The following is a 15,218-nucleotide window of genomic DNA, read 5'->3' as shown; positions in this document are numbered from 1 at the left end:
GCATCGCCATGATGCTGCCAGCAGCGGCAGCGACCGGACCGCTTAGAAGTGGTACTCGGCGCGCACCATCGGGGTCTTGGCCAGCGAGCCCGGGACGTTGGACGGGTTGCCGAACTTGTTGCGCCAGTACTGGTATTCCAGACCGACGCGGAAGGTGTTCTTGCCCATGCCCAGCGGGGTGCCGACGTCATACATGATCTGGCCGTCGAAGTTGACTTCGGGACCGGTGGAACCACCGAACTCGTTCTTGCCCTTGGCGGCGATATAGTTCATGTAGCCTTCGAAGGCCAGGCCGGTCGAACCCAGCGGGATACCCCAGGCCAGGTTCAGCATCGGGTGGGTATCGTAGGTATAGCGGCTGCTGATGCCCTTGGGCTGGTTGCTTTCGAACAGTGCCAGCACGCTCACGTTGAGGAAGCCAGGCACATCCATCATCAGAGTCGGACCGATCACCAGCATGCGCTTCTTGGAGGCATAGCTGTTGTCGTTCTTGGTGTTCCAGTCGAAGCCCAGGGTCAGGCCCACGCTGCGTGCCGGGCCGAAGGCCAGGTTCTTGCCGCTGATCTTGCTGAAATCGAGGGTATGACGATAGGTGATGTAGGCTTCCTGCGCATTGTCATCCTTGCTGTCGGACATCAGCAGGTCGACGTTGAGGAAGTTGGTACCGTATTTGTAGCCACTGGCGTGCTGGAAGTTGACGATGTTCTTGGTGATGTCCTGCGAGTTGTACGGCTCGGCGAAGCGGGTGCCGTAGCGATAGCCAATCGAGTTGTCAGCCCAGTCGGCAGCCTGCGCCGACATGCTGCCAGCTGCCGAGGCGACCACGGCCGCCATCATCCAGTACTTCCCCTTGATACCCTTTTTCATAAGTTTCTCCCTGTATTGCTACTGTAAAAAATGCTGTTGGACCGGATCTCCGTGTTCACCCGTGGCGTCCTGCACTCTCCCCGCCACCGGATGAAACCGGCCATTCCGCTGTGCTTACCTGTCAAATAAGGCCTGGCAAATTGCTGACAGCACTGCCGACACCCGCACCGACGGCAGCCATTACGCAAAGCCCGTGCCAGCCCTTCCGGGGGCTCCGGTTGACTTGTCTGCGGTGGTCAAAAACACGAGTCGCTTTCCCCCGAAAGGACAGGCATCGGCCCGCGCAGGGGCGCAATCCTAGCCGAGTCCGGGCCGAATCCCAAGGGCCTGCGGGCGACACCCTGGGTCCGTCATTTCGATTGTCGACAATCAACCCGCTCATCCGGCAACCGACAGGGAACAGGCAAAGGCGCAGCCGATAAGCCTTCCAGCCCCGTCATCGCATTTTTTTTAGTGCATTTTTATCTATGAAGGTGCAGACAAGCACCAAATTGTCGCAAATGGATTTTTTGATTGTCGACAAAAAATCCAGGCGCTGTCGATCATTGCCCAGCGGCTTGCTGACCGGCCTGCCGACCGGATTGCGCTTGCGGCCGCGAGCCGCGGGGAGCGTGAGGGTGCTCAACGGGGCCGGACGGCGCTTGGCACATTAAATGCTTTTAACCGGTGGGAATCTGCCATTCAAACGAACCAGGAAGGGAAGTCCACCGTGCATTCCAGCAAGTTCTTCAAATTCGGCATCAGCCTGCTGCTGGGCGCCAGCTGCACCCTCGCGGCCGCCCAGGAAACCAGGATCAAGTTCCAGCTCGACTGGCGTTTCGAGGGTCCGTCGGCCCTGTTCCTGGTAGCCAAGTCCAAGGGTTACTTCGCCCAGGAAAAACTGGATGTCACCATCGACGCCGGCAATGGCTCGGGCAATGCGGTCAACCGCGTGGCCTCGGGCACCTATGACATGGGCTTTGCCGACATGGCCGCGCTGATGGAATTCACCGCCAACAACCCGGATGCGCCGGGCAAGCCGGTGGGCGTGATGATGGTCTACAACGACACGCCGGCAGCGATCTTCTCGCTCAAGAAATCCGGCATCAAGAAACCGGCCGACCTGGTCGGCAAGAAGCTGGGGTCACCGGTATTCGACGCCGGTCGCCGTGCCTATCCCATCTTTGCCAAGGCCAACGGCCTGGACGCCACCAAGACCCAGTGGACCAGCATGGACCCGCCGCTGCGTGAAACCATGCTGGCCCGCGGCGATGTGGATGCCATCACCGGTTTCTACTTCACCTCCCTGCTGAACCTCAATGCCCGCGGCATCAAGGATGAAGACATCAACGTGATGATGTATCCGGACTATGGCGTGCGTCTGTACGGCAACGCCATCATCGCCTCCGACGCCATGGTCAAGCAGAAGCCGGAAGCCATCAAGGGCTTCCTGCGCGCCTTCGCCAAGGCCAGCCGTGACGTGATGGCCAATCCGGACGCCGCCATCAAGGTGCTCAAGGAGCGCGACGGCCTGATCGACGAAAAACTCGAACTGCGTCGGCTGAAGCTGGCCATTGCCAGCGCCATCGCCACGCCGCATGCCAAGTCGGAAGGCTATGGCCAGGTCTATGGCCCGCGCCTGACGCTGATGGCCTCGCAGGTCTCGGATGCCTACGGCACCAAGACGCGGGTCAATGCCGACAAGATCTGGAATGCCAGCTTCCTGCCCTCCAAGGCCGAGCTGGACGTGTTCCCGAAGTAAATCATTTAATTTTTTCCGGCCACGACCCTGGCTGGCCACAACGGGCCAGCCAGGAACAAGGCCGCATCCTTGGCAGACCGTTTCCATGAGCGAACCCTTCGTCGATTTCCGCCACGTCTACCTGGCCTATGACGGCGCCACCGATTTTGCAGTGGAAGACATCGACCTGCAGACCCGCGCGGGCGAATTCATCGCCATCGTCGGCCCCTCCGGCTGCGGCAAGTCGACCTTCATGAAACTGGCCACGGGCCTGAAGCAAGCCAATCGCGGCAGCGTCGTCATCGATGGTCAGCCAGTGACCGGGCCGCTGAAGTTCGTGGGCATGGCCTTCCAGGCGCCGACCCTGTTGCCGTGGCGCACTACGCTGGACAACGTGCTGTTGCCGCTGGAGATCGTCGAGCCCTACCGGCGCGATTTCAAGCAGAAGAAGGCCGAATATACCGAGCGCGCCCTGAAATTGTTGAAGACCGTAGGCCTGGAGGGCTACGCCGACAAGTTTCCCTGGCAACTGTCGGGCGGCATGCAGCAACGCGCCTCGATCTGCCGGGCGCTGATCCACGAACCCAAGATGCTGTTGCTGGACGAGCCCTTCGGCGCGCTCGACGCCTTCACCCGCGAGGAACTGTGGTGCGTGCTGCGCGACCTGTGGGCCGAGCGCCGCTTCAACGTCATCCTGGTCACGCATGACCTGCGCGAAGCCGCCTTCCTGGCCGACACTATCTACGTGATGAGCAAGCGCCCGGGGCGCATCGTGGTGCGCCGCGAAAACCCGCTGCCGCGTCCCTGCGACCTGGAAACCACCTATACCGACGGCTTCAACGCGCTGGTGCATGAACTGCGCGAGCACATCGGCCATGTGCGCAATACCTGACCCTGATCGACCGGCCAAGGACCCAACATGAAAACACCGTTCAACGGCAAGCTCAACCGCGCCGCCACCACGCTCGCGCCGTGGTTCCTGCTGATCGTCATCCTCGGCATCTGGCAGTTCATCTGCAGTGTCTGGCAGGTCTCGGACTTCATCTTCCCCAGTCCGGCCTCCATCCTGCAGGCCATGGTGGACTATGCCGGGCCGATCACCGAGCATGCGCTCTCGACCTTCTGGGTCACCATGGTGGGCTTTGCCATTGCGGTGTTCGTGGGGGTGACGCTGGGCTTCGTGATCGGCTCCTCGCCCATGCTGTATGCCGCCGCCTATCCCCTGATGACGGCCTTCAATGCCCTGCCCAAGGCGGCCTTCGTGCCGGTGCTGGTGGTCTGGTTCGGAATCGGGGCGGGGCCGGCGATCCTGACGGCCTTCCTGATTTCCTTCTTCCCCATCATGGTCAACATCGCCACCGGGCTGGCCACGCTGGAGCCCGAACTGGAGGACGTGTTGCGCGTGCTGGGCGCGCGCCGCATGGATATCCTGCTCAAAGTGGGCCTGCCGCGCTCGATGCCCTACTTCTTCGCCTCGCTGAAGGTGGCCATCACGCTGGCCTTCGTGGGTTCCACGGTGTCCGAGATGAATGCGTCCAACCAGGGCATCGGCTATCTGCTGGTATCGGCAGGGTCGTCGATGAAGATGCCGCTGGCCTTTGCCGGGCTGGTGGTGATCGGCGCCATGGCCATGGCGATGTACGAACTGTTTGCGATCATCGAACGGCGCACCACCGGCTGGGCGCATCGCGGAAAATGAAACAAATCGGGCTTTGCGCCACAGCGCCGGGGCCAACACGGCGAAAGCGGTATGCGGCGCGGCCCAATTTGTCTATGATGTCGCGCGGACGCGCCGGCTGCTCGCTACCGGCACGGCAGGCCGCAGCAGGCAGTTGAAGAAACCGGGGCAGAGGGGCTGCCCGCGACCATCGAAGCAACAACGATACGAAACCACAGGGAAATCACGTGAGCGCAGTTCCACTCCGTCTTGAAATCAGCCATGTGCGCAAGTCCTATCCGGGCGTGCTGGCCAACGACGATGTCAGCCTGGCGGTCGCGCCCGGCGAGATCCACGCCGTGCTCGGAGAGAACGGCGCGGGCAAGTCCACCTTGATGAAGATCATCTTTGGCGCGGTCAAGCCCGATGCCGGCGAACTCCGCTGGAACGGCGAGACCGTGCAGATCGCCAATCCGCAGGTGGCGCGCAAGCTGGGCATCGCCATGGTGTTCCAGCATTTCTCGCTGTTCGATACCTTGACGGTGACCGAGAACATCGCCCTGGGCCTGGATGCCAAGACCGACCTGAAGGAACTGGCCGAGCGCATCACCCGTACCGGCGAGAAATACGGCCTGGAACTGGAACCGCAACGTCATGTGCACACCCTGTCGGTGGGCGAGCGCCAGCGCGTGGAAATCGTGCGCGCCCTGCTGACGGAGCCGCAACTGCTGATCCTGGACGAGCCGACCTCGGTGCTGACGCCGCAGGCGGTGGAAAAACTCTTCATCACCCTGCGTCGCCTGGCCGACGAGGGTTGCAGCATCCTCTACATCAGCCACAAGCTCGACGAGATCCGCGCCCTGTGCCATAGCGCCACGGTGATGCGCGGCGGTCGCGTGACCGGCAACTGCGATCCGCGCAATGAAAGCAGCGCCAGCCTGTCGCGCATGATGATCGGCGACGAACTGGTGCGCCTGCAGCGCGAGCGCAATCCCGATTCGCAGCGCAATGAGCGCAAGCTGCACGTCAATCGCCTGTCGCTGCCCAAGGCCCACCTGTTCGCCACCGAGCTGAAGGGCATCGAGTGCGAAGTGCGGGCTGGCGAGATCGTCGGCATCGCCGGGGTGTCCGGCAATGGTCAGCAGGAATTGCTGGCGGCGCTGTCGGGCGAGGACCAGCGCGCCGCGCCCAACATGATCATGCTGGGCGGCAAGGCGGTCGGTGATCTGTCGCCCAACCCGCGTCGCGCCGCCGGCCTCGGCCTGGTGCCGGAAGAACGCCTGGGACGCGGTGCCGTCCCCACGCTCTCGCTGACGGCCAACATGCTGCTGTCACACCAGAAGGCGCCTTACGTGAAGCGCGGCATGATCGATTTCGCCTTCACCCGGCGCGCCGCAGCCTCCATCATCGAACGCTTCAAGGTCAAGGCGGCAGGCCCCGATGCGCCGGCCAAGAGCCTCTCGGGCGGCAATCTGCAGAAATTCATCGTCGGCCGCGAGATGGAGCGCAAGCCCGCCGTCTTCGTGGTGGCACAGCCGACCTGGGGCGTGGACGTCGGCGCGGCGGCACAGATCCACGGCGAAATCTTGAAACTGAAACAGGAAGGGTGTGCGGTGCTGGTGATCTCGGAAGAACTTGACGAATTGTTCGCGTTATGTGATCGCCTGCACGTCATCGCCAAGGGTCGGCTGTCGCCCTCCATTCCCATTGAGCAAGCCACCCGCGAGCAGGTCGGCGTGTGGATGAGCGGCCTGTGGGATGCCCCCGCCGCCACGGAGGTGGGTCATGGCTGAGCGCATGAGTTTCCCGCTGCGCCTGGAGCTGCGTGGCGCACCGTCGAAGACGATGACCTACCTCTCGCCGGTGATCGCCATCGTCGCCACGCTGCTGCTTGGCGCGCTGCTGTTCCTGGCGCTGGGCAAGGACCCGCTGGCCGGGCTGAAGGTGTTCCTGGTCGATCCCTTCAGTAGCAAGCGCGCCATCAGCGAACTGTTGCTCAAATCGATACCGCTGATCCTGTGTGCGCTGGGACTGGCGGTGTGCTTCCGCGCCAGCATCTGGAACATCGGTGCAGAGGGTCAGTTCACGGTCGGCGCGCTGTGCTCGGGCGCCATGCTGGTCTGGCTGGATGTGCCGGGACATGGTATCTCCGGCGGCATGGGTCTGGTGCTCATGATCCTGGCCGGCGTGGTCGGCGGGGCGCTGTGGGCGGCGGTGACGGCCTACCTGCGCGACCAGTTCAATGCCAATGAAATCCTGGTGTCGCTGATGCTGACCTATGTGGCGCAGCTGTTGCTGATGTGGGCCGTCAATGGTCCGCTGAAGGACCCCAATGGCATGAATTTCCCGCAATCGAAAGTGTTCTCCAGTGAGTTCATGCTGCCCATGCTGCTCTCCGGCACACGCCTGCACGTGGGCTTTGCGGTGACCATCGTGCTGGCGGTGCTGATGGCGATCTTCATGATGCGCAGCCTGCGCGGCTTTTCGCTGATGGTGGGCGGAGTGGCACCGCATGCGGCGCGCTACGCGGGTTTCTCGGCACGCTCGGCGTTGTGGGTGTCGCTCCTGATCTCGGGGGCCTTCGCCGGCCTGGCCGGAGCGTTCGAGATCGCCGGGCCGATCGGTCAGTTGCTGCCGTCGGTATCGCCGGGCTATGGCTTTGCGGCCATCATCGTGGCCTTCATCGGCCGCCTGCATCCGATCGGCGCGATCCTGGGCGGGCTGATCATGTCGCTGCTGTATCTGGGCGGCGAGCTGGCGCAGTCGCGTCTGGGCCTGCCATCGGCCATCACCGGGGTCTTCCAGGGCATGCTGCTGTTCCTGCTGCTGGCCTGCGATACCTTGATCGATTACCGCCTGGCGTGGAAAAAGAAAGTCTAAGGAATCAGGACAGGACATGGAACAACTCGCTCCTCTCATCGCAGCCTCCATCAATGCCGGCACACCCTTGCTGCTGGCGGCCATCGGGCTGTTGATCAATGAACGCTCCGGCGTGCTCAACCTGGGCGCCGAGGGCATGATGCTGGTGGCGGCCATCGCCGGTTTCGCCGTGGGCTATGCCACCAAGAGCCCGCTGCTGGGCTTCATGGCCGGTGCCGTGTGCGGCATGCTGATGGCCACGCTGTTCGCCTGGCTGGCGCTGCGCCTGGCCACCAACCAGGTGGCCACCGGCCTGGCGCTGTCGATCTTCGGCGCGGGGTTGTCGGCGTTCGTCGGCCAGCGCTTCGTCGGACTGGCGCTGCCGGCCCAACCCAATTCGATTCCCCTGCTGGAAGACATTCCCTTTCTGGGCAAGGCGCTGTTCCACCAGCACTGGATGAGTTACGTGGCGCTGGCGCTGTGCCTGGCCAGCATCTGGTTCCTGTATCGCACGCGCGCCGGCCTGGTGCTGCGCGCGGTGGGCGAGTCGCCGGAGTCGGCCCATGCGCTGGGCTATTCGGTACGCGGCATCCGCTATCTGGCGCTGCTGTTCGGCGGTGCCTGCTGCGGACTGGCCGGGGCCTATATGTCGCTGGTCTATACCCCGATGTGGGTGGAGGGCCTGGTGGCCGGACGCGGCTGGATCGCGCTGGCCCTGACCGCGTTCGCCACCTGGCGTCCGGCGCGGGTGCTGCTGGGTTCGCTGCTGTTCGGCGGCGTCACCATCGCCCAGTTCTACCTGCAGGGCATGGGCGTGACGGTGCCGTCGCAGATCCTGTCGATGGCACCCTACCTGGCCACCATCGTGGTGCTGGCGCTGATCTCGCGCAACCCCGACTGGATCCGCCTGAACATGCCGGCCTCGCTGGGCAAGCCCTTCCGCCCCGGGGCATCCTGATGGGCGCAGACGGTCTTTGCGGCTTTCGTTTTTTGCTTTCGTTCCGTTCCGTTTTTGTAGCAGCACCTGTATTTATCCACTGACCTTGAGGGAGAACACAATGAAGATTTCGCGCAGGGCATCCTTGACGATGCTCGCCACCCTGGCGGCAGCAACCCTGATCGGTTGCGGCAAGAAGGAAGAACCCGCTGCCGCCGCGCCCGCTGCTGCGCCGGCCGCCGCCGCTCCCGCCGCCGATCCGCTGAAGGTAGCCTTCGTCTACATCGGCCCGGTGGGCGATGCCGGCTGGACCTTCGCCCACGACAAGGGTCGCAAGGCCGTCGAGGAAAAGTTCGGCGACAAGGTCAAGACCACCTTCGTGGAAAACATTCCTGAATCCGCAGCCGACGCCGAGCGCGTGTTCCGCCAGCTGGCCACCGATGGCAACAAGCTGATCTTCGGCACCACCTTCGGCTACATGGAAGCCATGCTGAAGGTCGCCAAGGAATTCCCGGACGTCAAGTTCGAACACGCCACCGGCTTCAAGACCGCCGACAACCTGGCGCAATACGACGTGCGTACCTATGAAGGTGCCTACCTGGCCGGCGTGGTCGCGGGCAAGATGAGCAAGTCCGGCAAGCTGGGCGTGGTGGCCTCGGTGCCTATCCCCGAAGTGATCCGCAATATCGACTCCTTCACCCTGGGTGCGCGTTCGGTGAACCCCAAGGCGACCACCGCCGTGGTCTGGGTGAACAAGTGGTTCGATCCGGGCAAGGAACGTGAAGCCGCCACCACCCTGATCGGCCAGGGCGTGGACGTGCTGATGCAGAACACCGACTCCGCCGCCGTGGTCCAGACCGCGCAGGAAAAGGGCGTCTATGCCTTCGGTTGGGACAGCGACATGACCAGCTTCGGCCCCAAGGCCCACCTGGCCGCCTCGATGATCAACTGGGGCGTGTACTACACCGCCCGCGTGCAGGCAGTGCTGGATGGCTCGTGGAAGAGCAGCACCAGCTGGATCGGCCTGAAGGAAAACGGCATCGACCTGGCCGCCTTCAATCCGGAACTGCCGGCTGACGTGAAGACCCTGGTGGAAGAGCGCAAGAAGGGCATCGTCGATGGCTCCGCGCCGATCTGGAAGGGTCCGATCAAGGACAACGCCGGCAAGGAAGTGCTGGGCAAGGACGCCGTGGCCGATGACGGCTTCCTGCATGGCATCAAGTTCTACGTCGAAGGCGTGGACGGCAAGGTTCCGGGCTGATAGCTACGGCTTAACGGTGTTACGGGCGCAGTCACGGCGCCCGTACCGGGGGTGAGCATGAAAGGCCGCTGGCACCGCGAGGTGTCGGCGGCTTTTTTTTGGCAAATCGGCATTCCACGCAAGCCGCTTCTCGTCTATATATTGCCTCCCTACAATTTTTTGATGCCCGATTTCGGCTTGCGGGCGGTGCGGCGGATATCCGCTGAAAGCCGCGATCCACCGCTATCGCAGCCGCATCCTGCCTGTATAATGCACAGCCAGCCCGGGCGGAAAGCTGGCTTTTTCCTTCACTTTCTGCCGCATTGAACTACAGGATTTATGCAAAAAGCCCGCAAACCGATCGAAATCAAAATTTCCACTGTGGTTGCCATTTCGGCAATCCTGCATGAAACTGATCCGACTTCGCTGGAATCCGCCTTGAAGGAAATGACCGGTGGTGTGGCCGACTTCTTCGAAGACGAGTTCGCGGTCCTCGATATCGGCTCCCTGGACGCCGAGGCGGCTGCCGGCATCGACTGGAGCGCCGTGGTGGCGCTGTTCAAGCGCTTCCGCCTGAACACGGTGGCGGTGCGCAACGCGCCCGAGCAATTGCACGCCGGCATCGTCGGCCACGGACTGGCCATCGATACCTCGGCGGTGTCCGGCGCCGGTGCGGCCAATGCCCGCGCCCAGGAGGCCGCCCAGGAAGCCGTGGCTGCACCCGCACCGGCTCCCGCGCCTGTCGCTGCGGCACCGGCACCCGCCTCCCCCGCACCGGCTGCCGCGCCTGAAGCGCCCGCCGCCCCCCAGGCCCGTACCGTGGTGGTCGATACTCCGGTGCGTGCCGGCCAGCGCATCTATGCGCGTGGCGCCGACCTGGTGGTGCTGGCTGCGGTCAACAACGGTGCCGAACTGATCGCCGACGGCTGCATCCACGTCTACGCGCCCTTGCGCGGCCGGGCGCTGGCCGGTGCGTCGGGCAATACCGAGGCGCGCATCTTCGCCGCTTCACTGGAAGCGGAACTGGTTTCCATTGCCGGAGTCTATCGAACCTTCGAGAACGGTCACGCGCCGGAGCTCGCGGGCAAGCAGGTGCAGGTGCGCCTGCAGGGCGAACGCATCGACGTGCTGCCGATGTCGGCGTCGTGAGCCTCCGGTGACCATCATCATCTAAACGAATAATCGGGCCGGACCCCACCGGCGTACTGTTCTTCTTAAGGAGTTTTTCGTGGCAAAAATCATCGTTGTGACTTCGGGTAAGGGCGGCGTCGGCAAAACGACGTCCAGCGCCAGTTTCGCATCGGGCCTGGCCATGCGTGGCCACAAGACGGCCGTGATCGACTTCGACGTCGGTCTGCGCAACCTGGACCTGATCATGGGCTGCGAGCGCCGCGTGGTCTACGACCTGATCAACGTGATCAACAAGGAAGCCACGCTGAACCAGGCCCTGATCAAGGACAAGCACTGCGACAACCTGTTCATCCTGCCGGCCTCGCAGACCCGCGACAAGGACGCCCTGACCGAAGAAGGCGTGGAGCGCGTGCTGGGCGACCTGTCGAAGATGGACTTCGAATACATCATCTGCGATTCGCCGGCCGGCATCGAGCATGGCGCGGTGATGGCACTGACCTTCGCCGACGAGGCCATCGTGGTGTCCAACCCGGAAGTGTCGTCGGTGCGCGACTCGGACCGCATCCTGGGCATCATCCAGGCCAAGTCGCGTCGTGCCTCGGCCGGCGGCGAGCCGGTCAAGGAGCATCTGCTGATCACCCGCTATTCGCCCAAGCGCGTGGAAGACGGCGAGATGCTGTCCTATACCGACGTGCAGGAAATCCTGCGCATTCCCCTGATCGGCATCATTCCCGAGTCGGAAACCGTGCTGCAGGCCTCCAACCAGGGCTCCCCGGCGATCCACATGAAGGATTCCGACGTCGCCCAGGCCTACCAGGACGTGGTGTCGCGCTTCCTCGGCGAGACCGTCGAACTGCGTTTCACCACCTACGAAAAGCCGGGTCTGCTGCAGCGCATCTTCGGAGGTAAGTGACATGTCCCTGCTTTCTTTCCTGTTCCCCAGCAAGCCCAAGAGCGCGGTGGCGGCGAAGGAGCGGCTGCAGATCATCATCGCCCGCGAGCGCTCCAACGGCCGTCAGGGTCCGGACTTCCTGCCGGCCCTGCACAAGGAACTGATCGAGGTCATCTCCAAGTACACCAAGGTCAATGCCGACGACATCAAGATCTCGCTGGACCGCCAGGGCAACCTGGAAGTGCTGGACGTGAACGTGGTGCTGCCCGACAGCGACGTCCCGGCGGCCTGACGCGACGGTCGCCACCGATGCAAGGGCAGCCCTGGCTGCCCTTTCGTCCATCTGAGTCTCCTTGTCGATAACCTGCCCTTGTCCAGCCTGATGCCATGAAGATCGGGATCATCTCTTCCGACGCCGATACCGTCACGCTGGTGACGCAACTGGCCGAACGTCACGACGCCACCGTCTATCGTGGCGCCGATGGCTTTGCTGCGGCCTGCGACGATGGCGCCCAGCTGGTGGTGCTGGACCTGGATGACGTGCAACGGCATCTCCAGGCGATCACGACCCTGGTGCAACGCCATCGCCCGCCGGCGGCCGCCAAGGCCAGGCCGGTATTGCTGCTGTTGTGCACACCGGCGCACCAGGCCTGGCTGCGCAGCCTGCTGCTGGCCGGTGCCGACGATTTCCTGGTCAAGCCGGTGCGACGCCAGGAACTGGCTTTGCGCCTGGACCTGCTGCTGCTGGCAGCGCAACCTTACGAGGCGCCGCCCAGCATCGTCGAGGCCGGCGGCTTCATGGTCGACTTGGCGCGCCTGCGGGTGACCCATCCAGGGCTGCCACATCTGGATGCCACGCTGACCCGCAAGGAGGCCGAACTGGCGCTGCTGTTCATGCAGCACCTGGGGCGCCCGCTGTCGCGTGCCTTCCTGCAGGAGCGCATCTGGGGCGCCGAGCCGGAGACCCCGACCCGCACCATCGATACCCATGTCTCGCGCATCCGGACCAAGCTGGGCCTGCAACCGGCCAATGGCTACCAGTTGGCGACCGTCTATGGCTACGGTTATCAGCTGGAACGGCTGGAATAGCCGCCGGGGCCGGTCAGCGGGCTGTTGTTTTTGTCGTTTCCAGTGAACGCCAAACCTGATCCATGTCACAGACATATACCGATTATCGGGGACCGTCCCAACCCGGAATGGCCCGAAGAGTATAATTATTCCCAAAACCGGGCCCGAAACTGTTCGAAATTGTCCGTTTCGGGACTCATAGATCGCACCATCCCAGCTCATCGGCACTGCTGCCGCGCACTCCATGCACTTGCTCGCTGTCGGACTCAACCACACTACCGCGCCTGTCTCGCTGCGCGAGAAAGTGGCCTTCCCCGCTGACCAGATCGGTCAGGCGGTGTCGTCCGCGCGTGCCTGGTTTGGCGGCAATGACAAGATCATCGCCAGCGGTGAAGCGGCCATCCTCTCCACCTGCAACCGCACCGAGCTGTATGCCGCGGCGGCGGCCGGGCGCGACGGGGTGGAGTTCGCCATCGACCGCACCGCGCAGTTCCTGGCCGATTACCATCACATCCCCTACGCCGACCTGCGCCCCTATCTGTATTCGCTGCCGCAGGACAATGCCGTGCGCCACGCCTTCCGCGTCGCTTCCGGCCTGGATTCGATGGTCCTGGGCGAGCCGCAGATCCTGGGCCAGATGAAGGATGCGGTGCGCCAGGCCGATGCCGCCGGCGGGCTTGGCACCTACCTGCACCAGCTGTTCCAGCGCACCTTTGCGGTGGCCAAGGAAGTGCGCACCACCACCGAGATCGGCGCCCATAGCGTGTCGATGGCGGCAGCGGCGGTGCGGCTGTCACAGCGCATCTTCGATTCGATCTCGGGCCAGAACGTGCTCTTCATCGGCGCCGGCGAGATGATCGAGCTGTGCGCCACCCACTTCGCCGCGCAGAATCCCAAGACCCTGACGGTGGCCAACCGCACCATGGAGCGCGGCGAAACCCTGGCCCACCGCTTCAACGGCCGTGCCATCCGCCTGGCCGACCTGCCGGCGCAGCTGGCCAGTTTCGACATCGTGGTCTCCTGTACCGCCTCGCAACTGCCCATCATCGGCCTGGGGCTGGTGGAACGGGCCGTCAAGGCGCGCCGCCACAAACCCATCTTCATGGTCGACCTGGCCGTGCCGCGCGACATCGAAGCCGAAGTCGGCCGCCTGGATGACGTCTTCCTCTACACCGTGGACGACCTGGCTTCGGTGGTCCAGAGCGGCGTCGAAAACCGCCAGGCAGCGGTGGCGCAGGCCGAGGCCATCATCGAGACCCGCGTGCAGTCCTTCATGCACTGGATCGACAGCCGCGCCATGGTGCCGCTGATCCAGGACCTGCAGGAAACCGGTGAGGTTCTGCGCCTGGCCGAACTGGATCGCGCCCGTCGCATGCTGGCCAAGGGCGACGACGTGGAAGCCGTCCTGGAAGCCCTCTCCAAGGGCTTGACCGCGAAGTTCCTGCACGGCCCGCAACAGGCCCTGCACCACGCTCAGGGCGAACAGCGCAGCCAGCTGGCTTCGCTGCTGCCGCAACTGTTCCGCGCCAAGCGTTAGCGTTCCCCTCTCCCGCCGCCTGCATCCTTGCCTGATGCCGACGGCTGATCGTGCTGCCTTTCCCGGGCCGCCGATATCTCCTTCTTCCCCTGTTTTACGTTACCGGATTCGACACCCATGAAACCATCGATGCTCGCCAAACTCGACCAGCTTGCCGAACGGCTGGAAGAGCTCAACAGCCTGCTGGCCCAGGAAGATGCCACCGCCAACATGGACAACTTCCGCAAGATGACCCGCGAACACGCCGAACTGGGGCCGCTGGTGGCGCTGTATCACGACTACGTACAGGCCGGTGACGACATCCGCACCGCCCAGGAACTGCTGTCGGACCCTGACATGAAGGCCTTCGCCCAGGAAGAGATCGATGGCGCCAAGGCGCGCATGGAGGCGCTGGAACTGGACCTGCAGAAGATGCTGCTGCCGCGCGACCCCAATGACGAACGCAACATCTTCCTGGAAATCCGCGCCGGCACCGGTGGCGATGAATCGGCCCTGTTTGCCGGCGACCTGCTGCGCATGTACACGCGTTATGCCGAACGCCAGCGCTGGCAGGTGGAGATCGTCTCGTCCTCCGAATCGGAACTGGGCGGCTACAAGGAAGTGATTGCCCGCATCGTCGGCTTCGGCGCCTATTCGCGCCTGAAGTTCGAATCGGGCGGCCACCGCGTGCAGCGCGTGCCGGCCACCGAAACCCAGGGCCGCATCCACACGTCGGCCTGCACGGTGGCGGTGATGCCCGAGGCCGACGAGGTCGAGGATGTGGACATCAACCCAGCCGATATCCGCATCGATACCTACCGCGCCTCCGGCGCGGGCGGCCAGCACATCAACAAGACCGATTCGGCCGTGCGTATCACCCACCTGCCCACCGGCATCGTGGTGGAGTGCCAGGACGACCGCAGCCAGCACAAGAACAAGGCCCAGGCCATGAAGGTGCTGGCCGCGCGCATCAAGGACGTGCAACTGCGGGAACAGCAGTCCAAGGAGGCGGCCACCCGCAAGTCCCTGATCGGCTCGGGCGACCGCAGCGAGCGCATCCGCACCTACAATTTCCCGCAGGGGCGCATGACCGACCACCGCATCAATCTCACGCTCTACAAGCTGGACTTCATCATGGATGGCGACCTGGACGAACTGACCAATGCGCTCATCACCGAACACCAGGCCGAACTGCTGGCGCAGCTGGGGGATGACTGAGCGGTCACGGAACCAGGTTTTCCTGCACCGGTCTCAGGCTGACCATGCGGCCTGTTCGGGGGAACAGAGTGCAGGGTCCCCGGGATGTCTCTACAATCGCGTCATGGCCGGAT

The 15,218-nt window shown here is 63.7% G+C and carries 15 protein-coding genes; 14 read left to right on the top strand and 1 reads right to left on the bottom strand.

Features of this window, described 5'->3' with window-relative positions:
• Positions 1-42: 42 nt before the first annotated feature.
• The gene (locus ACEOAC_RS03205) at positions 43-867 is read right to left on the bottom strand and encodes an outer envelope protein (RefSeq protein ID WP_413444106.1); all 825 of its coding nucleotides are present in this window, start codon (positions 865-867) and stop codon (positions 43-45) included.
• A gap of 709 nt (positions 868-1,576) precedes the next feature.
• On the opposite strand from ACEOAC_RS03205, the gene ACEOAC_RS03200 reads away from it, so the two are divergent.
• From ACEOAC_RS03200 to prfA, 14 genes are all read left to right on the top strand, one after another.
• Positions 1,577-2,608 carry an ABC transporter substrate-binding protein gene (locus ACEOAC_RS03200; protein ID WP_006461420.1) on the top strand — a complete coding sequence of 344 codons (1,032 nt, stop codon included), beginning with the start codon at positions 1,577-1,579 and terminating at the stop codon, positions 2,606-2,608.
• 85 nt (positions 2,609-2,693) lie between these two features.
• Positions 2,694-3,479 (top strand): ABC transporter ATP-binding protein, encoded by a 786-nt coding sequence (locus tag ACEOAC_RS03195; protein ID WP_006461419.1) that lies wholly within the window; start codon positions 2,694-2,696, stop codon positions 3,477-3,479.
• A 27-nt stretch (positions 3,480-3,506) separates the two neighbouring features.
• A complete protein-coding gene (locus tag ACEOAC_RS03190) occupies positions 3,507-4,286 on the top strand; it encodes an ABC transporter permease (protein ID WP_241811211.1) in 780 nt (259 codons plus the stop codon).
• A 206-nt stretch (positions 4,287-4,492) separates the two neighbouring features.
• Complete coding sequence (locus ACEOAC_RS03185; protein ID WP_413444107.1) at positions 4,493-6,037, top strand: ABC transporter ATP-binding protein; 1,545 nt, start codon at positions 4,493-4,495, stop codon at positions 6,035-6,037.
• Positions 6,030-7,124 carry an ABC transporter permease gene (locus ACEOAC_RS03180; protein ID WP_241811213.1) on the top strand — a complete coding sequence of 365 codons (1,095 nt, stop codon included), beginning with the start codon at positions 6,030-6,032 and terminating at the stop codon, positions 7,122-7,124. The genes ACEOAC_RS03185 and ACEOAC_RS03180 overlap by 8 nt, the downstream gene beginning before the upstream one ends.
• A 16-nt stretch (positions 7,125-7,140) precedes the next feature.
• A complete protein-coding gene (locus ACEOAC_RS03175) occupies positions 7,141-8,061 on the top strand; it encodes an ABC transporter permease (protein ID WP_234294779.1) in 921 nt (306 codons plus the stop codon).
• Positions 8,062-8,161: 100 nt separating this feature from the next.
• Complete coding sequence (locus tag ACEOAC_RS03170; RefSeq protein WP_077236178.1) at positions 8,162-9,301, top strand: BMP family ABC transporter substrate-binding protein; 1,140 nt, start codon at positions 8,162-8,164, stop codon at positions 9,299-9,301.
• A 57-nt stretch (positions 9,302-9,358) separates the two neighbouring features.
• Positions 9,359-9,607: a hypothetical protein gene (locus ACEOAC_RS03165; protein ID WP_413445831.1), complete on the top strand. Its 249-nt coding sequence runs from the start codon at positions 9,359-9,361 to the stop codon at positions 9,605-9,607.
• A gap of 12 nt (positions 9,608-9,619) precedes the next feature.
• Positions 9,620-10,429 carry a septum site-determining protein MinC gene (gene minC / locus ACEOAC_RS03160; RefSeq protein ID WP_413628681.1) on the top strand — a complete coding sequence of 270 codons (810 nt, stop codon included), beginning with the start codon at positions 9,620-9,622 and terminating at the stop codon, positions 10,427-10,429.
• Between the two features lie 79 nt (positions 10,430-10,508).
• Positions 10,509-11,324, top strand: a complete 816-nt coding sequence (gene minD / locus ACEOAC_RS03155; protein WP_006465130.1) for a septum site-determining protein MinD — start codon at positions 10,509-10,511, stop codon at positions 11,322-11,324.
• A 1-nt stretch (position 11,325) separates the two neighbouring features.
• A complete protein-coding gene (gene minE, locus ACEOAC_RS03150; protein WP_006465131.1) occupies positions 11,326-11,595 on the top strand; it encodes a cell division topological specificity factor MinE in 270 nt (89 codons plus the stop codon).
• Positions 11,596-11,690: 95 nt separating this feature from the next.
• A complete protein-coding gene (locus ACEOAC_RS03145; RefSeq protein ID WP_006465132.1) occupies positions 11,691-12,392 on the top strand; it encodes a response regulator transcription factor in 702 nt (233 codons plus the stop codon).
• A gap of 223 nt (positions 12,393-12,615) precedes the next feature.
• Positions 12,616-13,908, top strand: a complete 1,293-nt coding sequence (gene hemA, locus ACEOAC_RS03140) for a glutamyl-tRNA reductase (RefSeq protein ID WP_413445359.1) — start codon at positions 12,616-12,618, stop codon at positions 13,906-13,908.
• A 117-nt stretch (positions 13,909-14,025) separates the two neighbouring features.
• Positions 14,026-15,105 carry a peptide chain release factor 1 gene (gene prfA, locus ACEOAC_RS03135; RefSeq protein ID WP_006465134.1) on the top strand — a complete coding sequence of 360 codons (1,080 nt, stop codon included), beginning with the start codon at positions 14,026-14,028 and terminating at the stop codon, positions 15,103-15,105.
• Positions 15,106-15,218: the final 113 nt, after the last annotated feature.

This window comes from Herbaspirillum frisingense (assembly GCF_047325095.1).
GTDB classification, from domain to species: domain Bacteria; phylum Pseudomonadota; class Gammaproteobacteria; order Burkholderiales; family Burkholderiaceae_D; genus Herbaspirillum; species Herbaspirillum frisingense.
The sequence above is the reverse complement of the archived record's forward strand: the minus strand, read 5'-3'. Positions and strand labels throughout refer to the sequence as shown.